At 71.6% G+C, this 21493-nt stretch carries 27 protein-coding genes, 3 pseudogenes and 1 riboswitch; of the genes and pseudogenes, 11 read left to right on the plus strand and 19 right to left on the minus strand.

The annotated features are described in order from the left end of the window. Positions 1-270 (plus strand): integrase core domain-containing protein (locus tag IEZ27_RS50965; RefSeq protein ID WP_189653892.1); only part of this gene is annotated, 270 nt, incomplete at its 5' end. Positions 271-370: 100 nt separating this feature from the next. Here IEZ27_RS50965 and IEZ27_RS50970 read toward each other — a convergent pair. The 4 genes and pseudogenes from IEZ27_RS50970 to IEZ27_RS55725 all read right to left on the minus strand — a co-directional run. Next, the gene (locus IEZ27_RS50970; RefSeq protein WP_189653893.1) at positions 371-832 is read right to left on the minus strand and encodes a hemerythrin domain-containing protein; all 462 of its coding nucleotides are present in this window, start codon (positions 830-832) and stop codon (positions 371-373) included. After that, complete coding sequence (locus IEZ27_RS50975; RefSeq protein WP_229825091.1) at positions 822-1601, minus strand: alpha/beta hydrolase; 780 nt, start codon at positions 1599-1601, stop codon at positions 822-824. The genes IEZ27_RS50970 and IEZ27_RS50975 overlap by 11 nt, the downstream gene beginning before the upstream one ends. 125 nt (positions 1602-1726) lie before the next feature. Next, complete coding sequence (locus tag IEZ27_RS54640; protein ID WP_229825092.1) at positions 1727-2206, minus strand: hypothetical protein; 480 nt, start codon at positions 2204-2206, stop codon at positions 1727-1729. A 172-nt stretch (positions 2207-2378) separates the two neighbouring features. Further along, positions 2379-2609: pseudogene (locus IEZ27_RS55725) on the minus strand (DUF4158 domain-containing protein); the annotation flags it as partial. A gap of 329 nt (positions 2610-2938) precedes the next feature. Here IEZ27_RS55725 and IEZ27_RS50985 point away from each other — a divergent pair. Then, a pseudogene (locus IEZ27_RS50985) lies at positions 2939-3136 on the plus strand (transposase domain-containing protein); the annotation flags it as partial. Positions 3137-3333: 197 nt separating this feature from the next. Here IEZ27_RS50985 and IEZ27_RS54645 read toward each other — a convergent pair. After that, a complete protein-coding gene (locus IEZ27_RS54645) occupies positions 3334-3528 on the minus strand; it encodes a hypothetical protein (RefSeq protein ID WP_229825093.1) in 195 nt (64 codons plus the stop codon). A gap of 92 nt (positions 3529-3620) precedes the next feature. On the opposite strand from IEZ27_RS54645, the gene IEZ27_RS54650 reads away from it, so the two are divergent. Both IEZ27_RS54650 and IEZ27_RS54655 read left to right on the plus strand, forming a co-directional pair. Then, complete coding sequence (locus tag IEZ27_RS54650) at positions 3621-3776, plus strand: hypothetical protein (RefSeq protein WP_229825094.1); 156 nt, start codon at positions 3621-3623, stop codon at positions 3774-3776. Next, the gene (locus tag IEZ27_RS54655; protein ID WP_229825095.1) at positions 3752-3958 is read left to right on the plus strand and encodes an alpha/beta hydrolase fold domain-containing protein; all 207 of its coding nucleotides are present in this window, start codon (positions 3752-3754) and stop codon (positions 3956-3958) included. The genes IEZ27_RS54650 and IEZ27_RS54655 overlap by 25 nt, the downstream gene beginning before the upstream one ends. Before the next feature lie 49 nt (positions 3959-4007). Here the strand turns inward: IEZ27_RS54655 and IEZ27_RS51000 are convergent, their stop codons facing one another. Genes IEZ27_RS51000 through IEZ27_RS51040 form a run of 9 tightly spaced genes read right to left on the minus strand, consistent with a single transcriptional unit; the run spans position 4008 to position 12234 of the window. Further along, complete coding sequence (locus tag IEZ27_RS51000) at positions 4008-4889, minus strand: ABC transporter substrate-binding protein (RefSeq protein WP_189653895.1); 882 nt, start codon at positions 4887-4889, stop codon at positions 4008-4010. Continuing rightward, positions 4889-5986, minus strand: coding sequence for an LLM class flavin-dependent oxidoreductase (locus tag IEZ27_RS51005; RefSeq protein WP_189653896.1), 1098 nt, complete (start codon positions 5984-5986; stop codon positions 4889-4891). The genes IEZ27_RS51000 and IEZ27_RS51005 overlap by 1 nt, the downstream gene beginning before the upstream one ends. After that, positions 5976-6764 (minus strand): LLM class flavin-dependent oxidoreductase, encoded by a 789-nt coding sequence (locus tag IEZ27_RS51010; protein ID WP_189653897.1) that lies wholly within the window; start codon positions 6762-6764, stop codon positions 5976-5978. Before IEZ27_RS51010 ends, IEZ27_RS51005 begins: the two co-directional genes overlap by 11 nt. Beyond that, complete coding sequence (ssuE, locus tag IEZ27_RS51015) at positions 6761-7258, minus strand: NADPH-dependent FMN reductase (protein WP_189653898.1); 498 nt, start codon at positions 7256-7258, stop codon at positions 6761-6763. Before ssuE ends, IEZ27_RS51010 begins: the two co-directional genes overlap by 4 nt. 1 nt (position 7259) lies before the next feature. Continuing rightward, complete coding sequence (locus tag IEZ27_RS51020) at positions 7260-8732, minus strand: zinc-binding metallopeptidase family protein (RefSeq protein WP_189653899.1); 1473 nt, start codon at positions 8730-8732, stop codon at positions 7260-7262. Next, a complete protein-coding gene (locus tag IEZ27_RS51025) occupies positions 8729-9439 on the minus strand; it encodes an ABC transporter ATP-binding protein (protein ID WP_189653900.1) in 711 nt (236 codons plus the stop codon). The genes IEZ27_RS51020 and IEZ27_RS51025 overlap by 4 nt, the downstream gene beginning before the upstream one ends. After that, complete coding sequence (locus tag IEZ27_RS51030; RefSeq protein WP_189653901.1) at positions 9436-10275, minus strand: ABC transporter permease; 840 nt, start codon at positions 10273-10275, stop codon at positions 9436-9438. Before IEZ27_RS51030 ends, IEZ27_RS51025 begins: the two co-directional genes overlap by 4 nt. Then, complete coding sequence (locus IEZ27_RS51035) at positions 10272-11267, minus strand: ABC transporter substrate-binding protein (protein ID WP_189653902.1); 996 nt, start codon at positions 11265-11267, stop codon at positions 10272-10274. Before IEZ27_RS51035 ends, IEZ27_RS51030 begins: the two co-directional genes overlap by 4 nt. Next, complete coding sequence (locus tag IEZ27_RS51040) at positions 11260-12234, minus strand: ABC transporter substrate-binding protein (RefSeq protein WP_189653903.1); 975 nt, start codon at positions 12232-12234, stop codon at positions 11260-11262. The genes IEZ27_RS51035 and IEZ27_RS51040 overlap by 8 nt, the downstream gene beginning before the upstream one ends. A gap of 125 nt (positions 12235-12359) precedes the next feature. Between IEZ27_RS51040 and IEZ27_RS51045 the strand changes: the two genes are divergently transcribed. Beyond that, positions 12360-13133 carry an IclR family transcriptional regulator gene (locus tag IEZ27_RS51045; RefSeq protein WP_125629983.1) on the plus strand — a complete coding sequence of 258 codons (774 nt, stop codon included), beginning with the start codon at positions 12360-12362 and terminating at the stop codon, positions 13131-13133. Positions 13134-13342: 209 nt separating this feature from the next. On the opposite strand, the gene IEZ27_RS51050 is transcribed toward IEZ27_RS51045, so the two are convergent. Further along, positions 13343-14167: a helix-turn-helix domain-containing protein gene (locus IEZ27_RS51050; RefSeq protein WP_189653904.1), complete on the minus strand. Its 825-nt coding sequence runs from the start codon at positions 14165-14167 to the stop codon at positions 13343-13345. Positions 14168-14305: 138 nt separating this feature from the next. Between IEZ27_RS51050 and IEZ27_RS51055 the strand changes: the two genes are divergently transcribed. Beyond that, positions 14306-15031 carry an alpha/beta fold hydrolase gene (locus IEZ27_RS51055; RefSeq protein WP_189653905.1) on the plus strand — a complete coding sequence of 242 codons (726 nt, stop codon included), beginning with the start codon at positions 14306-14308 and terminating at the stop codon, positions 15029-15031. A 32-nt stretch (positions 15032-15063) separates the two neighbouring features. On the opposite strand, the pseudogene IEZ27_RS55730 reads toward IEZ27_RS51055, so the two are convergent. The 3 genes and pseudogenes from IEZ27_RS55730 to IEZ27_RS55735 all read right to left on the minus strand — a co-directional run. Next, a pseudogene (locus IEZ27_RS55730) lies at positions 15064-15396 on the minus strand (carotenoid oxygenase family protein); the annotation flags it as partial. Positions 15397-15405: 9 nt separating this feature from the next. Next, positions 15406-15585 (minus strand): hypothetical protein, encoded by a 180-nt coding sequence (locus tag IEZ27_RS51065; protein ID WP_189653906.1) that lies wholly within the window; start codon positions 15583-15585, stop codon positions 15406-15408. Beyond that, positions 15582-15899: a carotenoid oxygenase family protein gene (locus IEZ27_RS55735; protein WP_189653934.1), complete on the minus strand. Its 318-nt coding sequence runs from the start codon at positions 15897-15899 to the stop codon at positions 15582-15584. Before IEZ27_RS55735 ends, IEZ27_RS51065 begins: the two co-directional genes overlap by 4 nt. A 323-nt stretch (positions 15900-16222) precedes the next feature. Between IEZ27_RS55735 and IEZ27_RS51075 the strand changes: the two genes are divergently transcribed. The 3 genes from IEZ27_RS51075 to IEZ27_RS51085 all read left to right on the plus strand — a co-directional run bounded on the left by IEZ27_RS51075 (position 16223) and on the right by IEZ27_RS51085 (position 19514). Continuing rightward, complete coding sequence (locus tag IEZ27_RS51075) at positions 16223-17740, plus strand: RtcB family protein (RefSeq protein WP_189653907.1); 1518 nt, start codon at positions 16223-16225, stop codon at positions 17738-17740. 181 nt (positions 17741-17921) lie between these two features. After that, the gene (locus IEZ27_RS51080) at positions 17922-18539 is read left to right on the plus strand and encodes a hypothetical protein (RefSeq protein ID WP_189653908.1); all 618 of its coding nucleotides are present in this window, start codon (positions 17922-17924) and stop codon (positions 18537-18539) included. A 741-nt stretch (positions 18540-19280) separates the two neighbouring features. Continuing rightward, a complete protein-coding gene (locus IEZ27_RS51085; RefSeq protein ID WP_189653909.1) occupies positions 19281-19514 on the plus strand; it encodes a helix-turn-helix domain-containing protein in 234 nt (77 codons plus the stop codon). A gap of 304 nt (positions 19515-19818) precedes the next feature. Here the strand turns inward: IEZ27_RS51085 and IEZ27_RS55210 are convergent, their stop codons facing one another. Then, the gene (locus tag IEZ27_RS55210) at positions 19819-19947 is read right to left on the minus strand and encodes a hypothetical protein (protein WP_268246137.1); all 129 of its coding nucleotides are present in this window, start codon (positions 19945-19947) and stop codon (positions 19819-19821) included. Positions 19948-20373: 426 nt separating this feature from the next. After that, a riboswitch (adenosylcobalamin (AdoCbl) riboswitch) is annotated at positions 20374-20520 on the plus strand. Between the two features lie 3 nt (positions 20521-20523). Between IEZ27_RS55210 and IEZ27_RS51090 the strand changes: the two genes are divergently transcribed. Together IEZ27_RS51090 and IEZ27_RS51095 are read left to right on the plus strand one after the other, a co-directional pair. Further along, positions 20524-20712: a CbtB domain-containing protein gene (locus IEZ27_RS51090; protein ID WP_189653910.1), complete on the plus strand. Its 189-nt coding sequence runs from the start codon at positions 20524-20526 to the stop codon at positions 20710-20712. 8 nt (positions 20713-20720) lie between these two features. Then, on the plus strand, positions 20721-21488 hold the full coding sequence (locus IEZ27_RS51095) for a CbtA family protein (protein WP_189653911.1): 768 nt from the start codon (positions 20721-20723) through the stop codon (positions 21486-21488). The last annotated feature ends 5 nt before the right edge of the window (positions 21489-21493 follow it).

Genomic DNA, 21493 nt, shown 5'->3' on the forward strand with positions numbered 1-21493 from the left:
CCACGGACACCTCCAGCCAACTGCTACGCCGAACGCTGGGTCCGAACCGTCCGAGCCGAATGCACTGACCGCCTGCTGATCTACGACGAACGCCACCTGCGATCGGTCCTGAACGAGTACGCCGAGCACGACAACGCGCACCGCCCACACCAGTCCCGCCAACAACGCCCACCTGATCAAGTCGAGCACGACGTGGTGCCGCTGGAAGGCCGGATTCAACGCCGAAAGGTGCTTGGCGGAGCCATCAACGAGTACCACCGAGCCGCCTGACTAACCCGAAGAAACACCAGCTCAAACCACGTGCACGAGTTTTGAAGCGGTACAGGGTTCCCGGTCGCGCCATCGGCGGGCGGCGCGACCGGGACGCGGCTCAGCTGATCGGGCCGAAGATCTCGGTGCGGTCGAAGTCGGCGTCCATGCCGTCCAGCACCGCTCCCAGTTGCTTCTCCTCGTACTTGAAGTGCGTCTCCATGACCGCCTCGATCCCGTCCAGGTGGCGGTGCGCCACCTCCGGGTCGGTCGAGTCGGCCACCGCCTTCCGCAATTCACCGATGAGGTGCTCGATCATGTTGTGGTCCTGAGTCAGCTTCGCGACCACTGGCGCCAGGTCGGGTCGCGCCCGTACCAGTTCCGGGAACAGCGAACCGTCCTCGGCGCGATGGTGGCCGGACAGGGCGGCGCAGAACCCGTGGCAGAACAACAGCAGGTCGGTGGTGGCGTCAGCGGGGTCGCCGCCGTCCAGTCCCGCGCGCGCCAGAGCCAACGCATTGCGCAGCTTGCCGTGCACCCGCTGCAATTCTCCGCCCCAGGCGGTGACGCGGTCAGTCGGCAAGGACGCCCTCCCGTCGCAGCCAGGCGGCGCACGCGGTCGTCCAGGACGCGGTGTGCGGCTCGCGCGCAATGAACCTATGTGGCTCGCCGCCGTATTCCACGCCGTCGGCCAGGCCGATGCCGTGGCTGCCGTCCGGGTAGACGTGCAACTCCACCGGTACTGCGGCTGCCGCCAGCGCCCGGGTCCACTCCAGCGCGTTAGGCAGGCCCGGCGGGTCCTGAGCGGTGGCCCATACGAAGGTCGGACACACCGACGCGTCCACATGCTTGGCCGGGGATAGCTCGTCCTTGATGGGCAGCAGGTCGCCGAGCAGGTTCTCGACCACCGGCGGCGGCAGCAGGTCGAGGTCGGCCAGCGCATAGGCCAGGATCGCGAAGTCCGGTCGGGGCGGGTCGGTGACGCCTTCCTCGATGGACAGGACCCGGCCGGTCATGAGCAGGCCGGCGAGTTGGCCGCCCGCGCTTGATCCGATAACGCCGACCCGGCCGACGTCGAGGCCGTGGTCACCGTCGCGGATGTGGTCCAACCCGGCCCGGGCGTCTTCGAGCGGGGCCGGGAACCGGTCCGGCAGCAGCCGGTAGGACAGGACGAAGGCGTGGATGCCGAGGCCGGACAGCCAGCGCGCGTAACCTTCGCCCTCGTGCGGTGGAAGTTCCCGGAAGCCGCCGCCGGGCAGGACGAGGACGGCGGGTCGAGGGCCGAAGAACCGGTCCTCGGCGGGGTAGAGCGTGATCTTCTGTGAAATTGAAGTGGGAATGGCCGTAGCCACCCTTTCGATACGACGCCTCCATGCCTGACGATCCATCCGCCACCAGCACGCGACGCTTCTTGACATTGTACCGCCAAGGCCAGATGGGCGATGGTCATCTTGGGTTGTTGACGCATTCCCGCAGGTCATAGAGATGTGATCTTGTCAGGCACGTAAGGCAAGTGGGCCCAGCCTCCACGGCAAGTTGCGGCGAAGGCGTGTCCAGGTGCGCCGTCGATGGTCCCGCACAGCCGGTCACCGCGCATCGCATGCCGCTGGACGCAGCCAACGACGACCGGGCATGGGCGGGCAAGGCCGCCGCGGCGCTGCCACACGCTCAGCACGTCCGACAGATCCAGGGCGTCATCGACTGCGCGCGTGGTCAGACGCACCGCAGTGGCCAGCAGCGTGGCCAACCGGCGCCGATCGCTGTGCCGACGCAGCAGCGAAGCCTTGCCGTCGATCCCGTACCGCGACAACTCCGCCAGCCGCCGCGGCGGCACCCCCGACACATCCAGCTCGACCATCCCCAGCGCGGCGATCTCGGTGGCCCGCTCCAGCGCCCGCACCGTCTGCGGGCCCGACACCCGCACCGGACCGTGCCGCAACCGGTCCAACTCCGACACCCGGGCCCGGCGGCACCTGAAGCAGCCAGTCCAACGTCGCCCGCTGACCCACGCTGAGCAGCCCGTACAGGCCGTCCCGCAACCGCTGATTGGCCGCCTCCCGCACCGACCCCACCAGCCGTTCCAGCGTCGTGGCCCCCGGCAGCAGCACCCGCCGCTCCCGCAGGTACTCGGCCACCTCGGCCGGCACCTGTCGGGGGTCGGCCATGAACCGGCCCAAGAACCGCACGCTGGTCAACTGGACCGCGAATCCCAGCCGGTTGTGATCTCGACGCTTGTCCTGGATCAGCTTCCGGTCGGTGTCGTCCAGGAAGAAATACCGCTCCAACTCCGCCCGCGACAGCGTCCCCGCGAACGCCCTGTACCCCGCTGCCTGCTCATCGGTCAGGAACTCGACCGCCACAACACCCTCCGAAGATCGACAAAACGACCCACGAAGGCTCCAGCGGCAAATAATCCCAGGTCAAACCGGCGCAGACGACTCCGAACGCTTAGCGCACGGTTTCACAGAGATGTTCCTCACCCCCCTAGACCCAATGCCGGTTAGTTAGGGCTGGGTCTGGATTTGCGAGCCCTTGGTGATCAAGACATGAGAACGGAGATCCGGTAGAACGGGTGATCTTCCCGAACCATCCGTCGCCCACTGGATCTCCGTTGAGTGCTGAGTCTGTCAGGTCGCAGCTAGCCTGCGCCATTGCTGTGGTGAATCGTCAGGTCCGAACGGCCGCGGGAGTGTTCGCTCCTGGCCATCTGGGTGAGCTGACACAGTTGGTGCCGTTCGAGATGGTCGATGAGGTGCTGGCCGAGGCGGGTGGCCGTGAGCGGCGGTTACGTGATCTGCCCTCGCGGGTGGTGGTGTATCTGCTGCTGGCGGCGGGCTTGTTCGCAGAACTGGGGTATCGGCAGGTGTGGGCCCGGCTGGTGTCGGGGCTGGCCCCAGCCGGGGTTCTCCCGAACCAGACGCAGGACGAGGGCACGGATGGAGCGGACCGTGGGTGGGTGGCCAGGCCGCTTCGGCCGACAGGTACGGGCGTGACGCCGTTTCGTCAGATCGCGGTGCCGGCGCAAGACGATGTCCGGGCGGATGAGCAGCCGCAGCCGGCGGAGGACCTCGCGGGGCAGCGACGTCAGGAGAGCGGCAAGAAGGCTCGGTCCTCGGGAGCGAATCTGAGTTTGGTGTCGGCGCCGAGTTGGCGTTCAAGGACGGTGATCTGGTGGCGCAGGGCGAGGATCTCGATGTCCTTGTCCCGATCGCCCACGGGGAGCAACCGCAGCGCGGTGTACGCGTTCGTGACGGTGAGACAGGCCAGACGAAGGAGCACGGCCGATCATCATGCCGTATGCGTTCGCCCTCTCCCGGTGGTTGGAGCTCGCGCCGCGACGTGAAGCCTCCAGATGGCCATGACCTGGGCGGATGTCATTATCGGCAGGCGCAGAGCCGGCGCAGGCCGTCCCGATCGCCAAGCCGGACGTGGACGAGAAGTGGATCGTCGTCCCCGCCGAGGTCGGGAACGTGCGGGTGCGGATCGTCAAGCCGGCCGGCTCGTGCGTGAGCTCGCCGTCGGCGTGAGAGCGGCGGTGTCGTTCGTGGAGTACGACCGCTCGCCCGAGGCCCGCTACCCGGTGGCCGTCGAGCAGGCTTACGCCACAGCCCGGTGGATCACGAGGTTCGGGGCCGAGGAGGGGCTGGACCCCTCGCGGCCGGCCGTCGCGGGCGGCGCGTCGGCTGAACCTGGGGACGTGCCGCCGTGATCGAAGGCCGTCCTCTCCGCTACCGCGTGGGCGGCGGAGAGGACAGGAGTCACCGGGTTCGCGTCACCAGCTCGCCGATCTCGGGGAGGACGGCGTCCGCGACCGTGATCTTCCGCTGGATGAGCCCGTTGGCGTGGAACAGGTCGGCGGCGTGCTGCTGCTCGGCGACGAACTCCGCGCTGACCGGGTGCAGCCCCCACGGGCGGGTGCGCAGCGCGTGCTCCCACGCGTCGAGGTCGCCGTCGAACAGGGCCGCGGCCTCGCGCGGGTGCTCCTCCGTCCAGTGGTCCGCCCGCTGCAGCGCGGTGACGATCCTGGCCAGCTCCTCCGGCCGTTCCTGGGCGAAGTCGCGGCGGGTGAACCAGAGCGAGCGGTGGCTGAACAGGCCCTCGGTCTCCACCAGCGTCCGGGTGCGCGATTCGACCGGCGTCAGGTACGGGTAGGAGCCCACCCAGGCGTCCACGTCGCCGTTCACCAGCAGCTCGGCGGCGTTGCCGTAGGCGTCCACCGGGACGATGTCGCCCCACCCGAGCCCGGCCCGCTCCAGCGCCAGCAGCAGCAGGGTGGTCTGCCAGGAGCCGTGCCCGAGCGCCACCCGCCTGCCCTTCAGCTCCGCCACCGAGCCGATCGGGGAGTCGTCCCGCACCACCAGGCGGCCGTTCTCGACCCGCGGCCCCGAGATCGCCACGTACGCGATGTCGTGCCCCTTGGCCTGGGCGGTGACCGGGGGCGTGGAGCCGGTGCCGATGAAGTCGTATCCGCCGTCGAACAGGTGGTCGCCGTGGACGGACGGCAGGGCCCGGGTGGGATCGACGCGCTCGCCCCGGCCGAGGGCGTTCAGGTCCACCCATTCGACGCCGGGCAGCAGGTCCAGGTGGCGGGCCACCCAGAGCGTGTTGTTCTGCGGGAAGAAGCCGACCTTGGTGGTCATCAGGAGCGTCCTTTCAGTAGCGGCAAAACGTGGCGGCCCACGCGGCGGGCCTCTTCGAGATGGGGGATCCCGGCCAGGATGAGGGCGTCCACCCCGAGGTCCAGCAGCCGGTCGAGGCGGTCGGCGACCTGGTGGTAGTCGCCGACCAGGCCGAAGGCCGGGCCGTCGCGCAGTTGGCTGAACCCGCCCCACACGTGCGGGGCGACCTCCAGGGCGCGGGGGTCGTCACCGGCTCCGGCGAGGAAGGCGCGGCTGCGTCGCACGCCGACGGAGTCGCCCTCGCCGGCGTCGCTCTCGCGCGGCCGGGCCCGCCAGCCGGCCTCGATCTCCGCCCACGCCTCCTCCTCGCTCTCCCGGGCCAGCAGGTCCACCCGCACGGCGAACCGGGGCGGGGTGGCACTGTGCGCGCGCACCGCGTCGAACTTCTCCTTCAGCGCCTCGAACGGCTCCAGCCAGGACAGGTAGTAGTCGGCGTGCCGGCCGGCGGCGTCGATGGCGGCGGGGGAGGAGCCGGAGAAGAAGATCTCGGGGAACGGCTGCCCGGCCAGTTCCTCCGGCAGCCCGGCGTTCTCCACCTGGTAGAAGCGGCCCCGGTGGGTGTGCCCGCCCTGCCAGACGCCCTTGAGCACGTCCAGGAACTCCGAGGTGCGCGCGTAGCGGTCGTCGTGGTCCACCTTGTCGCCCCACCAGAGCTGCGCCGGGCCGCCGCCGCCGGAGATGACGTTGTAGACGATCCGGCCGCCGGTGGCCCGTTGCAGCGTGGCCGTCATCCGGGCGGCCTGGACGGGGTGCAGGAAGCCGGGCTGGAAGGCCACCATGAAGCGGTACGACGTGGTCTCGCGGGCCAGTGTCGCGGCGGCGGCCCACGGGTCGTCGGTGTGCGGGAAGTTCGGCAGCAGCCCGCCGGTGAAGCCGCTGTCCTCGGCGGCCCTGGCGACCTCGGCCATGTAGTCGGCGTGGCTGTAGCCGTCGTCCCGGCCGTCCCTGGTGCCGGGGGCGGTGCCGCCGGGGGCGAAACCGCCTCGGCTGCGGACGCGGCGGCGCAGCGAGGGCTGGTCGCCCTCCATGTGAATGCGCCAGTAGATGTCAACGGTCAACAGACCGCTCCTTCACGTGCTCGCCGAGGCGGTAGACGTCCTCGGTCTGGAGGAAGAACTCGGTGACGCCGAGCGCGGCGTACTCGTCGGCGGCCTCGATCGAGGGCAGGTGCACGCCGTAGCGCAGGCCGGGCAACTCGGGGATGAGGGCCGCCAGGTCGTCACCGGCCGCGAAGACATGCACGTCGGCGTGGCGGCGCGACAGCTCCAGGGCCTCGGGCGAGGCGCCCGACAGGTGCACCTCGGGGAAGGGCGGGGACGACAGCGGCGCGCCGAAGCCGCCCTTGACCACCTCGTAGAAGTCCCCGCCGAAGTCGAACGGGCCGCCGCCCCAGACGCCCTTGGCCACGGTGAGGAACTCGTCGGCGCGGGCGAACCGGGCGGCGCCGGTCAGGAAGTCGCCCTGCGCCCTGGCCACGGCCGGGTCCAGATCCACCGCGAGCCGCCAGCCGAGCCGTCCGGCGGAGAAACGCTGCAGGGACGCCGAGAGCTTGGCCGCGTAGACCGGGGTGGCCACGGCCGGGTGGAACTCGGCGACGACCCGCAGGTGGCGGGTGCGGCGCAGGGCGTTGGCGGCGACGGCGAGAGATTCCTGGCCGGCGGGGTCGAAGGGCGAGAGCGCGCCCGCCCACCCGGACAGGTCCGCGGCCACGGCGGCCCGCCCGGCGGGGTCGGCGAGCACCGGCCGCACGTCGGTGACGAAGGCCGGCAGCTTGGCGGGGGCGGGGCTCGTGGTGGGCAGAACCAGGTGGAAGCGCGTGGTGCGGTGCGCCGTCATGCCGCCGCCCCCAGCGGGACCTCTTCCAGTAGGGCGTCGATGCGCGGGAGCAGCTCCCCGGCCAGCGGATCGATCTGGGTGTCCAGCACGAACAGGCCGCGCGTGACGTGCCGCGCGCCGAGCACGCTCAGCACCGGGCGCAGGGCGTAGTCCACGGCCAGCAGGTGGGCCGGGGTGCCGCCGGTGGCGATCGGCACCACCGTCTTGCCGGCGAACGCGCCCTGCGGCAGGACGTCCAGGAACGCCTTCAGCAGCCCGGTGTAGGACGCCTTGTAGATCGGGGTGGCGACGACGATCGTGTCGGCCGCGGCCACCTGCGCGGTGGCGCGGGCCAGCTCGGGATGGGCGGTGTCGCCGCGTAGCAGGGCCTCGGCGGGCAGGTCACGAAGGCGCAGTACGGTGGCGGGCCGGCCCAGCCGCCCGGCAAGGTGGTCGAGCAGGAGTACGGTGCGCGAGGCGGCCGATGGGCTGCCGGAGATGAGCAGGACGGACATGTCAGATCTTTCCTAGGGGTTCAGCGGAAACGGGCGGCGTCCGGGTCGGCCGCGGCGACTGGCCCGTCTCGTCGAGGAAGCCGGGCGGCGGCAGGTGGTACGGCGGCTCGGCGCCGGCCGGCAGGAGCGCGGGCTCCCGTTCGCGGGAGTCGAACTCCGCGCTGACCGCCGCCAGCGTCTCGGGCTGCTCGACCAGCGTGACCGCCGCCGTGGCCAGGTAGCGGGCGGCGGCCAGCAGCCCGGCGTGTGCGATCGGGGTGCCGGTCGCCGCGGTGGCCGCCCACGAGTGCAATGGCACCCCGAGCGGCACCACGGCCGCGACCAGGCTGAGGTGCGGCGCCGTCCAGCTCACCTCGGAGGTGTCGCTGGACGGGCCGCCGAGGTCAGGACCGGCGGGCGGGCGCAGCGGCAGCACCTCGCCGGCCAGGCCGGCGGCCGGCCGGCCGATCGCCGCCTGCAGCCGCCGCGCGAACGCGTGGTCGGCGTCGGTGAACGCCGGCGGCCCCAGCTCGCTCATCGTGTGGTGCAGCAGCTCGGCGCCCGCCCGGTTGCCGAGCCCCTGCCTGATGGCGGTGACCAGGCGGTGCTCCAGCCGGGTCCCGCTGCCGGCGGCGGCGGCGTGGGCGCAGGTCACGACCTGGTCGTAGAGGGTCCTGGCGGCGGCGGCCGTGGACTCGCGGACGTAGACCCAGACCGTCCGCAGGTCGGGGGTGACGTTGGGGGCGCCGCCGCCGCTGATCGTGTAGCTGACGCGGCCGGAGGGGGAGACATGGCCGGCGCGCAGGCGCTCGACCATCTCCGTCAGCAGCAGCGCGCCGTCCAGGCCGCTGCGGGTGCCCAGCGGGTTCGAGCCGTGGCCGGGCGAGCCGAGGAAGGAGAACGTGGCCGAGTACAGGGCGCTGGTGACGTCCCAGCCGGTGCCGGTGACGGGAGCGGGGTGCCAGTCGAGAAAGGCGTCCAGCCCGTCGTAGGCGCCGTCGCGCACCGCGTACGCCTTCCCGACCAGGTGCTCCTCGCCGGTGGACGCGAACACCTTGATCGTGGCCCGGCTCCCCAGTGCCGTGGCGGCGGCGATGGCCGCGCCTGCCGACGCCGCCGCCAGGGCGTTGTGGCCGCAGCCGTGGCCGGGGCCGTAGGCGGGGGCGTACTCGTCGCCCTCGAACGCGACCGGCTCGTGCCGGGCCGCGCCGGCCCGCTGGGACAGGCCGGGCAGGGCGTCGTACTCGACGTTGAAGCCCAGCACCGGCCCGCGGTCGCCGTGGGTGGCGACGAACGCGGCAGGCAGGCCGGCCGTGCCCCACGCGATCGTGAAGCCGTGCGCGCGCAGGAGCGCGGCGGTGGCCGGCGCCGAGCGCCATTCGCGCAGCGACGGCTCGGCGTAGGCCCAGATCCGGTCGGCGAGCCCGGTCAGCGCGGCGGCGTTCTCGGCGATCCAGCCCGCCGCCGTCATGGCCCTGCTCCCGGGCGCCGTCATGGCGCCGCTCCCGCGTGGGCGTCCACGCCGAGGTCGGCGAGGAGCCGGCGGCGCAGCTCGACGAAGTCGGGGTCGGTACGGTCGCGCGGCCGGTCGAGCTCGACCCGCGCATCGGTGACGAACGTGCCCGCGCGCAGCACCGCGATCCGGTCGGCGAGCAGGATCGCCTCCTCCACGTCATGCGTGACCAGCACCACGGCCGGGCGGTGCCGGGCGCACAGCTCGGCGATCAGGTCCTGCATGTGCAGCCGGGTCAGGGCGTCCAGCGCGGCGAACGGCTCGTCGAGCAGCAGCAGCTCCGGCTCGCGTACCAGGGCCCTGGCCAGCGCGACCCGCTGGGCCTCGCCGCCGGACAGCGTCGCGGGCCAGGCGTCGGCATGGCTGCTCAGCCCCACCTCGGCCAGGGCCGCCAGGCCCTTGGCGCGGGCGGCGCGACCTTGCCCGATGATCACGTTGGCGAGGGCGCGCTTGGACGGGACGAGCCGCGGCTCCTGGAAGACGACGGTGCGCACCGGCGGCACCAGCACGCTCCCGCCGCCGGCCGCGTCCAGCCCGGCCAGGATGCGCAGGAGCGTGGTCTTGCCGGTGCCGCTCGCGCCGAGCAGCGCCAGGAACTCGCCGCGCCGCACGTCCAGGTCCACCCCGTCCAGCACGGCCCGCTCGCCGAAGACCTTGCGCAGCCCCCGGGTGCGTACGGCGAGGCTCATCGGATCGTCACCGCCCTGCGCCAGGGCATCGTGACCCGCTCGGCCAGCCGCAGGGCCAGGTCGGCGGCGAGCCCGATCACCGCGTACAGCAGCACGCACAGAGCGAGGATGTCGGTGCGCAGGTAGTCGGTGGCCCGGGCCATGAGGTAGCCGAGCCCGGCCGTCACGTTGATCTCCTCGGCGGCGATGAGCGCGATCACGCTGAGCGTGGTGGACAACCGCAGCCCGGCGAAGATCGACGGCAGCGCGCCCGGCAGCACGACCTCGCGGGCGACGGCCAGCCGGCCCAGTCCGAACGAGCGGGCCGCCTCGACGACCTTGCGGTCCACGTTGCGCACCCCGCTGGAGACGTTGATGTACATGGGGAACGTGCAGGCCACCCCGATCAGCAGGATCTTGGACGCCTCCTCTATCCCGAACCAGACGATGAACAGCGAGGTCAGCGCCAGGAACGGGATGGCGCGCAGGGCCTGCATCGAGGAGTCGACGAGCTCCTCGCCGAGCCGGGTGAAGCCGGAGACGACGCCCAGCGTCAGCCCAGCGGAGGCGCCCAGCAGCAGGCCGAGCCCGGCCCTGGTGACCGATACGCGCAGCGCCTCGGGGAGCTGGCCGTCGGCCCACAGCTCGCCGAAGGTGTTGACGACGTCCTGAGGGCCGGCGAGCACGTCCTGGGTGAGGGCGCCGGTGGCGGTGGCCGCGTACCAGGCGGCGAGCAGCAGGACGGGGCCGGCGGCGCGCAGCGCGAGCGTGACGGCCGGGTGGCGGCCGGACGAGCGCGGCGGCTGGGGCGCGACGAGCCCTTCGACGCCGGCCTCCGTGTGAGTGGTCACGCTCATGACCGCGCGCTCCCGAGCGTGTTCACGTCCACGACGTGCTGGGAGACGTCCAGCGGCGCGGTGAGCACCTTCTGGTCGAGAAAGAACCTCGCCACGTCCTGATATTTCGTGATTTCGGCGGCGGTGACCGCCTGGACGGGCCTGCCCTTCTCCTGGATGCCGACCACGAGCTCCTTCTGCTCGCCCTGTACGGCCTGCGGGCCCGTCTGGGTGAAGACGTTCAGGTACGCCGCCGGATCGGCGATCTCCTTGGCACTGCCCTCCTTGATGAACGCGAACAGCGCCTTGACCACCTCGGGATGCTCCTGCAGCAGCTTGTTGGCGGCCACGTAGATCACGTAGTTGTCCGACTTGATCGCCTCGCCGTCGGCCAGGACGCGCGCGCCCAGATCGGTGACGGCGGGGATGAGGAAGGTGGAGAAGGTGGACCAGGCGTCCACCTTGCCCGAGCCGAAGACCGGCGCGGTCTGCGGCGGCGGCAGGTAGACCCGCTTGACCTTCTCGACCGGCACGCCGAACGTCTGCAACGCCTTGAGCAGCAGGTACTCGCTGGTGCCGCCGTGCCCGACGGCCACGCTGCGCCCGGCCAGATCGGCCACGGACCTGATCGGCGAGTCCTTCTTCACCACGATGCCCTCCCCGGCCAGGTCGGGCGGGACGGTGGCGAAGATCTTGAAACTCGGCTTGACGGCCAGCGCGGTGACGCCGGAGGTGATCGAGCCGGTGGCGATGTCGAGCGAGCCCGCGTTGATGGCCTGGGCGGCCGGGGCGAACACGGAGAAGTCACCGGCCCACTTGACCTTGGCGTTGACCTTGGCCAGGGCCGCGTCCAGGCTGCCGTCCTTCTTCGCGACGGCCAGGAAGCCGCTGTTGCCGGGGTCGGAGATGCGCACGACGACCTGCTCCTGGCCGGCGGCGGTGGTGGTGGTGTCCGGGCCGCCGCAGGCCGTGGCCAGGAGGGCGAGCGGAAGGGCGAGCAGCAGCTTACGCATGGGTGACTCCTTGGAGCGGGGTGTGGTCGGCCCAGGCGGCGACGTCCACGGGTGATTCGAGGAAGCCGTGGCCGCGCAGGAAGCGCTCCTGCTCGGCCAGCAGGTCGAGGCGTTCGGCGGACAGGTCGAGGTGGAGCGAGGCGCCGGGGCGGTAGGCCGCGGCCACGCCGGTCGCGCCGGCGCCGGTCTCCGCGCCCAGGATCCTGGCCACCTCGGACGGGTGCGCGGCGGCCCAGTCCGCGGCGCGCAGCAGGACGGCCAGGAAGCGGGTGACCACCTGCGGATGCTCGTCCAGCAGGCGCTGGTGGACGGTGATCGGGCGAGGGGTGCCGTTGTTGATCCGCGCGCGCCGGTCCGGCACGGCGTCCAGGTCGATGCCCACCTCCGCGCCGTGCCGCAGGGCGGCCTCGACGGCGAGCGCGCCCTTGACGTAGACGGCGTCCACCCGGCCGGCGGCCAGCGCGGCCAGCTCCGCCTCCCACTGGCCGCCGCCTGGCTCGGCCTCGACGTCCACCAGTTCGGCGTCATCGAGCCCGAGCCCGGCCAGGGAGAGCGCGCCGTGGAAACCGCGCAGGGCCATGGCCCGCCAGAAGTCGATGGCGATGCGATGCCGGGGCGCCGCCAGCCGCAGGCCCTTGAGCTGCTCGGGGCTCTCCAGGGCGGTGCCGCCGCGCACCAGCACGACCTGCCGCTCCTCGATCCAGGTGAGCCCGATGAGCCTGGTCGCCTCGCCGCGCGAGCGCGCCCACAGCGCCGGCACGTTGCCGCCCTCGCGGAACAGGCCGGTCAGAGCGTGGGTGTAGTGGGTCTCGCGGGGTACGCCGGGGTCGTCGTCCTGCAGCGAGCGGACCTCGATCCCGTCGCCGGCGAACTCTCCCGCCAGCCAGCCCTGGTCGGCCGCGATGCCTGTGGCGGTGGGGACGGGACAGCGGGTGAACCAGATGGCGTCGAGTGCGGCTGTGGTCATGGGCAGAGTTTGCAAGTAAATTGGTAGGAAATGCAAAGATTGTCCCGCGATGCGGGAAGCGTTCCCGGCCGGACCGGCTCTCACCTGGTCCCCGATCTCCCTACTCGGAAGACGGAGTTTCCCGCATGGCAACAGACGACAGCGTCCAGTCGGTGCGCAGGGCGATCGGCCTGCTCGGCTGCTTCGGGGGCGGTGACGCCTCGCTCGGCCTGTCCGACCTGGCGCGCAGGATGGGGCTGTCCACCTCGACCACCCACCGCCTGGCCAGGACGCTGGCCGCCACGGGCTTCCTGGAGCAGGAGGCGCGCACCGGCCGCTACCGGCTGGGGCCGTCCATCACGGAGCTGGGGCAGCTCTCCTTCCACCGGCGCGGCCTGCACCGCATCGCCCCCGAACTGGCCGAGCTGGCCCGCATCACCTCCGCCACCGTGGACCTGGCCGTTCGCAACGACCGGCACGCGGTCATCCTGAGCGGCGGCTCGCTCAACCCCGACAGCGGCGCCGGGCTGCGCCGCCCCCTGCACTCCACGGCGCTGGGCAAGGTGCTGCTGGCCTGGGATCCGGAGGGCAGCGCCGACCTGGAGGCGCTCGGCCCGCTGCCGGCGCTGACCGGCCGCACCATCGTGGACCACGCCGAACTGCGCGAGGAACTGGTCCGCGTGCGCGAGTCCGGGTACGCGCTCAACGACGGGGAGTCGGGCGACGGCATCCGCACCGTCGCGGTGCCGGTGCTCGACCGGCACAACCACGTCCGTTACGCGCTGGCCGTGCGCTCCACTCCGCTGGTCATCAGCGACGCGCGGATCGACTGGTTCGCCGCGCACGCGCGGGCCTGCGCCCGTGCGCTGGAGGTGCTGCTGATCCCACCGGCCGAGCGCCGCCTGCGCCCCTCCGCCTGAGTCACGCCTTCCGCCGGCTCCTGCCGCAGCCGGCGGCGGCGTTCCAGTTCACGTCGCGGGCGATGCGGCCCTGCGCCATCGCGGCGAGCCTGTCCTCGGCGTCCGCCCACGCCTCGCCGGCGGTGTCGCGGACGACGGTGGTGACGCGCAGGCCGAACTCCAGCGGCGGATGCGCGCGGCCGAGCCGGTCGGCGAGCCCCTGGGTGATTTTACGGGGAAGGTGTGACGGAGGCGAGGAGCGCCAGCTTCTCGGCGCTGCCGGTGCCGGGGTCCGGGTGCAGGACGATGAGCGTCTGGCCCGCCGCGCCGCTCACGCCCAGCCTCTCCCGGTTCAGCCACAGCTCACCGACCTGGGGATGGTCGAGGCGCTTGGGCGCGCCTTCGCACGTGTCCACGTCGTGGCGGGCCCAGAGCCTGCTGAACAGCGGGCTGGCGAGGGAGAGCTCGCCGACGAGTTCGACGAACCGGGGATCGTCGATGTCGGCGCCGACGGACTTGCGGAAGCCGGCGACCATGCCCTGCGCGGCGTTCTCCCAGTCCGGGTAGAGAGCCTGCTCGGCGGGGTCGAGGAACACGTCCCGCAGGCGGTTGCGCCCCGCCACGAGCCGCGGCGACAGGGCGGTCGCCGGCGCGTTGGCGGCCAGGACGTCGAAGGAGCGGCCCTCCACGTACGCGGGCAGCGCGAGCGCGGCGACGAGCTTGGCGATGCCCGTGGGAACGCTCTCCTTGCGGGGCCGCCGCCGTCGCCGCCGGGGATCGTCCGCCCCGAGGCGCAGTAGATGGGCCGTCGCGTCGTCGTCGAGCCGCAGCACGCGCGCGAGGGACACCAGCACCTGCGCGGACGGGTTGCGGTCGCGGCCCTGCTCCAGGCGCAGGTAGTAGTCGGCGCTGATGCCGGCGAGCATCGCGACCTCCTCCCGGCGCAGGCCCGGCACCCGCCGTACGCCCACGGAAGGGATGCCGGCCTGCTCAGGAGTGACGAGCTCCCGGCGGGCGCGTACGTATTCGCCCAGAAGGTTGGATTCGCCGCCCATGCGTCCCACGGTAATGGCGCACCTCGGCGCGTGCCTGGCCCCCTCACCCCCAGGATCGCGAGGGCTCTGGCTGCGTCGGCGGACGCGCGGAAACCTCACTCGGGAACGAACACCCCTTTGATGAGCAAGGAGCCGCACATGTCAACGTACGTGCTGGTACACGGGGCCTGGCACAGTGGACGATGCTGGGAGCGGGTGGTCCCGCTCCTGGCCTCGGCCGGGCATCAGGCGGCCGCGCCGTCGCTGACCGGCCACGGCGACAAGGCCCATCTGCTCGGCCCCGAGGTGGGACTGGACACCCACGCCGGCGACATCGTCGAGCTGATCACCGCGAACGACCTCACCGACGTGATCCTGGTCGGCCACAGCTACGCCGGGCTGGTCATCTCCTCCGCCGCCAACCGCATCCCGGAACGCATCGCCCACCTGGTCTACCTCGACGCGATGGTCCCGGAGGACGGCGAGAGCGCGGTGGACGTGCAACCCGTCACCCAGGCCCTCATCGACCGTGCCGCGCAGTCCGGGACCGGCTGGCGGATCCCGCCGATGCCCGAGCTGCCGCCGCCCATGGGCCTGTTCGGCGTCACCGACCCGGCGGACGTGGCCTGGCTGCGGGCGATGCTGTCGGACCAGCCGGCGCTCTGCCTCCAGCAGCCGGTCCGGCTGGACAACCCCGCCACGCACGCGATCCCGCGGACGCACATCCACTGCGTCGCGGGCGTACCGGAGGGCATCACGCGGCGGCCCGTCCCGGCGACGCAGCCCAACGGCAGCCCGGCACGGGTGTGGGAGCTGCCGACGGGCCACGACTGCATGATCACCATGCCGGCCGAGCTCACCGAACTGCTGCTCAAGCTGGGGTGACCCGGTGGCCTGGGGCAGACCGGGATCCAGTTGCCGTGGAAGCCCGTGGGGATGCGCACCGGGACGTGCACCTCGGCGAGCGGGGGGCGTGCCAGGTCGGCGGCGTCCAGGATGGCCGGTAACTCGTACCGGCGCCGCGGTCGTGGGCGAACGTTCACCAGGAGGCCCTCGTTCTCACCGGTCCCTGCCCAAGGCACGAAGACGGCCTCGCCGCAGGTGTGGCCTGGAGGAAGGCGGTGAACCGCGCGTTCGCCGCCGCCGGTGAGGTCGTAAGCGTAGATCTCCGACCGCTCGGGCTCGGCGTCCAGGGAGAAGCTCGTCGCGTAGCCGTGACGGTGGGGCAGCCCGAGAACCGAGTCGGCCACCGGGGGATGTTAGCTGGGCGCGTCGGCGAGTGATTCTTCGGCGACCGCCCCCGACCTCAGGTCCAGCGTCCAGCGGTACACGACCGGAAGCCTGCCCTCCAGATCGTCGGCGCTGCCACGCCACAGCGTGGGGACGCGGGGGCCAGGGACGGTGCTCGTGTCGCCCCGCGGGTCCTCGAAGGCGTTCATGGTGTGCCACACGTAGCACGGGGCGACGTCGAATCAGCGTACGGGCGCGTCGTCGCCCGCCGTACGCGCCAGCACGCCGAACCGGGCGCGGTGCGCGTCGTCCCAGCGCCACGGCGGCCCGCCCGTGCGGCCTGGGCGTGGTCGAAGACGACCGGCAGATCCATGAAGATCACGTGGTTTCTGGTGATGGCGAAGTCGTGCATCATCGTCGCGCGCGGCACGTCCACGACCCGCGTCTGCACCACCTCACCGACCGCCGAGACGCGGAAGCAGGTCAGGTACGGCGGGTGCAGCTGATATCCGAAGAACGGGATTGCGGGACGTTGTCACCGGACGTACCGAGGCATTGTTGTAGAGGATCCACTTCAGGTCGACGTACTCCCCGTCTTCCAGGCCTTCCCTCGTGGACCTGGTGGAGGGTGGACGGCGCCGGCACGCCGGCATCGCCTCCTCGGCGGAGGCGTAAATCCGTGGTGTGGGCGGCGCGTGCCGTACTACAGTCGGGCACGCCTTCACCTCGCGGCTGCTGAACCACGAGGCCCGCGGCGGCGGCTCCGGTCCGTCGCCTTCTTCGGCGCGCTTTCGGTCGCGCCCGCCCCTTGCATCGCTTTTCAGCAGCCCGAAGGACTTCACCATCATGCGCACCCGTCAGGACCGCCGTCTCCTGCGCCGCGACGAGCAGTGGCTCACCCTCCCCAACCCTTGGGACATCCCCGTCGACATCTGTGCCGACGAACGTGTGCCTCTCGAACCGGCCGCCGTCGACGAAGTGCTGTCCGTCCTGGAGACCGCCGACACCCTCGACCGCCTCGCCGAGGCCGTACCCGGCCACGACGGTCCGCTGCCCCGCCTGGTCCGCCTCGTCCTCACCCCTGACTTCCACAAGGGCGCGGGCATCCCGATCGGCACGGTCATCGAGACCGAGGGCGCGCTGCTCCCGCAGGCGGTCGGCAACGACGTCAACTGCGGCATGCGGCTTGAGGTGACCTCACTCACCGTGGAGCAGGTACGGCCGCGCCTGGACGCCCTGGAACGGCGGCTGCGGCACCTGTTCTTCGAGGGCGGCCGTCGCATCGCCCTCACCCCCGCCCAGCGGGAGGCACTCCTGCGCGACGGGCTCCCAGGGCTCATGCTCACCGGCGACGCCCCCTGGCAGGGTCAACAGCCGACCGACACCGAGGACTGCCTGGATCGCATGCACGCTCCGGCGCACCCGACCGGTACCGCCGAGGCGTTCGCCGACTGGATCACCAGCGCGGGCGGCACCGAGGCCGCCAGCCATGACAGCCTGATAGGCAGCATCGGCGGCGGCAACCACTTCGCCGAACTGCAGTACGTGGCACGGATCCACGACCCCGCCGCCGCGTACGCGTGGGGCCTGACGGCGGGCGCGGTCGTCCTGATGGTGCACAGCGGCTCACTGGCGCTGGGGCACCAGGCCAACGCCACGGCGCTGGACCGGCTGCGCCGGACCTGGCCGCCGGGGTTGTCGCGACCCCGCAACCAGATCCTGCCGTTCCTGCTGGACGAGCGCACGGCCGCCGCCCGGCGCCGCTACCTGGACGCCTTCGGCAACGCCGCCAACTTCGCCTCAGGCAATCGGTTCTTCCTCGCCCTCACCATGCGGGCCGGGCTCGCCGCCGAATGCGGCCAGATGACGGCGCGCCTGGTCTACGACGCGCCGCACAACCTGTTCTGGCAGGAGGAGGACCGCGTCATCCACCGCAAAGGCGCGACGCCGGCGGGTGGTCACGAGCAGATGAGCGGCGGCCCGTACGCGATCTGGGGTGAGCCCGTGATCGTGCCCGGGTCGATGGGAGCGTCGAGCTACCTGCTGCGGGGCCACGGCAACGCCCGCACGTTGGCCAGCGCCTGCCACGGCGCCGGACGGCGGGTCCCGCGCGGCGCCACCGCACGGGCCGGCGACCGCGACCTCGACGCGTTCCTGCGGGAGTTCCGCGTGGTCACGCCGCTGGACCACCGCGATCCGACCGTGGCGCGCCGCGCGGACGTGATGGCGGCCTGGCGGCGCGACCTCAAGCAGGAAGCTCCGTGGGCGTACAAGGACATCGGGCCCGTGGTGTCGAGCCTGCACGCGGGAGGTGTGGCGGACCCGGTGGCCGAGTTGCGCCCGCTCCTCACTGTCAAGGGCTGACCACCCGCCCTCGGCTGCCGTCCCATGTAGAGGCCGCCTCACAGCTCGGGGTACATGGTGATCGCCAAGCCCTTGACAGGGGGGTGCCGCTCGAATGCCCGGCGTCATCGTCGGCGAATGGCCGGCCCAGTTGCGATCGTCGGGACTAGGCAGGCCTGCACGGTAAACGTACCGTCATCACATGAATACAGAAAGTAGCAGTGTTGTGCGGGAAGGTCACCGCCAACCACCCCCACCCGCCAACCGCAGACGCCGAGAGATCCGGCGGCGAGGAGTCGCCGCCGGCCTGACCGTGCTGGCGTTCCTCACCACCACAGCCGCCCCGGCCGCGGCGGCCACCCACCTGTCAGCGCAGCGGAGCATGCGGGTCAACACCTGCGACCGGGGCACCTTCTACTCCTTCGACCAGTGGTCCAAGGGCAACGCGCAGCTGTGCGTGAACACCTGGCAGCGCGCCGACGGCAGCTACGCGGTCGAGGCATCCTTCTACGCCGACTTCTACTACTACTGGGGGGCCGCCTGGTACTCCGACGGGACCTGCGTGTTCGGCTGCTCCCTGAGCGGCCATTTCGCCCTCGAAAAGAGCGACGGTTCGCGCATGTACGGCTGGTTCAGCAACAGCCTGAACGGCAACTCCGGCTGGGCCGGCCACACCTTCGACGTGGGCAGCGGCCGCTACCAGCTGACCGCCTCCGTACGCAAGGAAGGCGGCTACTGGCGCAACCAGGGAAGTGGCCAGTACTCCGCCAGTTCCGTCGTCCCGATGAACGACCTGAAGATCACAGTCGACCTCCCCTGAACGACCGCCGCCCCACACCCTGCCCGCAGGCGGGATAGCCTGAACGGCCATCTGACCACGGCCACGAGGGCTGGTACGAGGGGCTACCCGACCGCTTCTTCAACGCCGTCCGTACGGGGCGCGGACATGCGCTCCAAGGGTGGGCGCATCGAACGCCTCCACCCGCCCCCGTCCTGAAGGGCTTCCCGCGCGGGTCTCCGGCCCGGGAAGCCCTTCGCCGTGTTCGAGGTCCGGCCGCCGCGCAGGCCGTGCCCCAGACCGTCGTTCACCGGGCGGGGTTGCTGGGCGTGAGTCACCGCGCCGGCGAGGGGCCGCACGCGCGAGTGGATGCCTGCCAACGGTTGCACGAGAAGGGCTCGCTCCCGATCAGGCACGAGCCCTTCTCGGGCCTATCCGCGAGTGATGCTTTCTCCGTCGTAGGTTCCCTCGGAGCAGACCGCGCCATATATGGGGTCGAACGAGACGTACCCCCCACCGGCGATGCAGTCGGCTCGGGTAACCGCCGGGGCGGCGCCGGCGGCCGCGGCCGTTCCGAGCAGTAGTGCGGCGGAGGCCGCGCCTGCGGCGGCGAGCTTGAGAATCGGATGCATGGTTCTCCCATCGTTGGGGGAACAGCTGTCTTGCCGGTTCCCCTCCCTCCGGATGACTACCGATCGTCGCCTGCAACTACACTCTGCTATCGCTCTGGCTCGGGATGTGGTTGCTCCGCCCTGTTCCTGATCGCCGCGGTAGCCGCCCGAGTTGGAGCACGACCTGATCTCCGAGCGCACTCTGGACGGCCTGGACGCCCGCCCGCGCCGCCGGCAGGGGTTGGCGGACGCCCGGCTCCGGTCACCGACGACGTGCTCGCCGTGGCGCGGGCCCGTCGCGGCCTGCGGCCAGTTGGTCATCCACATCGCCCGGGAGCTCGGTGTGGGCCGCTCGACGCTGTACCGGGCGCTGGAGGGCGACGACCAGGGCAGTCCCATGGTCTGACCGCTCCGCTGGATCGGGTGGCCGGGTGTGCCGTTCGCCGGTCCGGTCCGCGGCACCTCAAGACGGCACCTGCGGCCCTGGTCGTGTGGATCTGCTGACCGGGCGGACTCAGCCGTTCAGGGTTTGATGCTCGACCGCCAGGTCAGCGGGGAATGATGTCCTTGCTTTTCTCCCCGCGTCCTGTGGCAGGCTTGCGACGATGATGGCGGAGCGGGTGCTGCGCTACCCGATCAGTTCCCATCTAGGCCATCTGCGTGGTCTGGTGCACGCTCACGCGCACGCCGGTGGTCTGGCCGGGGAGCGGTTAGAGGATCCGCCCGGAGACATCCTCCACCTGAACCGCGACAGCGCCAGGCCGGGCGAGGAGGGTGAGCGTACCGGCCGCGCCCCCGTGGTCGAGCACGTTGGTGACCGCCTCGTTGATCGCCAGCACCTGGGCATACCCGGTGGATCGGCAAGGGCGCCTGATCCGTCGTTGTGAGAAACCGGTCCGGCCTTGGCTGTGCCACAACAGGGGCAAGCAGGACAGGGCATTGGGGCAGCGTGTCGGCATCGTCCTCGCCCGGATATGGGTGAGGCGGTGATGCGGGTCGGGCGGTTACGTGCGGGGCGGCTGCGCTACCGGATCGGGTGGGAAGAGCTGCTGCACCAGCCGGGCGATGTGTTCGCCGCCCGGCCCGACGGGCCGTTCCGGACGAGCCTGAGCGATCTCGCCTGCGATGTTGCGGTGTCGTCAAGGAGCACCGCGTCCGTCTGGAGGCCGCGCCGTGCCGTCGCCTTCGTCCCTCATCGTCTCATATGAGCCTCTTGCACCAGGAGTCCCGGGGACGCATTGACGGGAACAAGAGGAGAAGGATACGTTCCGAAAGATTCACGGTTGTCCAAGGGAAATCCGGTGAGATGCCGGTGCGGACGCGCCACTGTATCCGGGACGCAGATCCCGGGAGCCAGGTCGCTTGGGCAGCCGTGACCTCGCTAGATGGGACGCGTCACCCTGAGGAGGCTTGACATGAGTGGGTTGTCCACCCCTTCGTCCATTCCCTTTCCGCGCCTGCGGCCCTGGCTGCTGGCCGTACCTGTGCTGTTGCTCGTGGCGTACCTGGTGCTGATGGACAACGGTGCCATCTCCCAGACGGGCACGTTCCTGCACGAACTCATGCACGACGGGCGGCACCTGCTCGGCGTGCCGTGCCACTAGAGGCCGGGATGGTACGCATCCTGCTGGTCAGGGGCCTGCTCGTAGGGCTGCTGGCCGGACTGGTCGCGGGCGGCTTCGCCTTGGCCTTCGGTGAGCCGCGGGTGGACGACGCCATTGCCCTGGAGGAAGCCGCCGCACAGGTGGCCTCACCGGAGCCCGCCGGGCACGCCGAGGAGGCCGGCCACAGCCACGGCGAGGAGGCCGAGGTGAGCAGGCCCGTGCAGAAGGGCGGGCTCTTCCTGGCCACGGGCCTGTACGGACTCGCCGTCGGAGGCGTCTTCGCGCTCGTGTTCGCGGGCCTGCGCGGGCGGGTCGGACCGCGATCCGACGGACGGCTCGCCCTGGCCGCGGCCGGGACGGCGTTCGCCGCAGTCATCGTCGTTCCTTTCGTGAAATATCCCGCCAATCCACCGGCGGTCGGTGATCCCGACACCATCAACAGCCGCACGCTGCTCTATGTGGTGATGATCCTCGTCGGCCTGGCCGCGACCGCGATCGCCGTCGCGACGGCCCGCCGCATCACCGCGGGCCCCTGGGCTCGCTGGGTGGGGACGGTCGTCGCCTTCCTGGTGCCGGTGGTGGCCGCCTGGTGGTTGCTGCCGACGGTCAACGAAGTGCCCGACGGCTTCCCGGCAACGCTGCTGTGGCAGTTCAGGCTCGCCTCGATCGGCACCCAGCTCGTCTTCTGGACGGCGTTCGGCGTGCTGTTCGGCTGGGCGAGCGATCGCGTGCCCCGGCGTACGGCGGCTCCGGCGCACGTCGCCGCGCCGGGCTGAGAGGA

This window comes from Nonomuraea spiralis, assembly GCF_014648435.1.
In the GTDB taxonomy this organism is placed as follows: Bacteria; Actinomycetota; Actinomycetes; order Streptosporangiales; family Streptosporangiaceae; genus Nonomuraea; species Nonomuraea spiralis.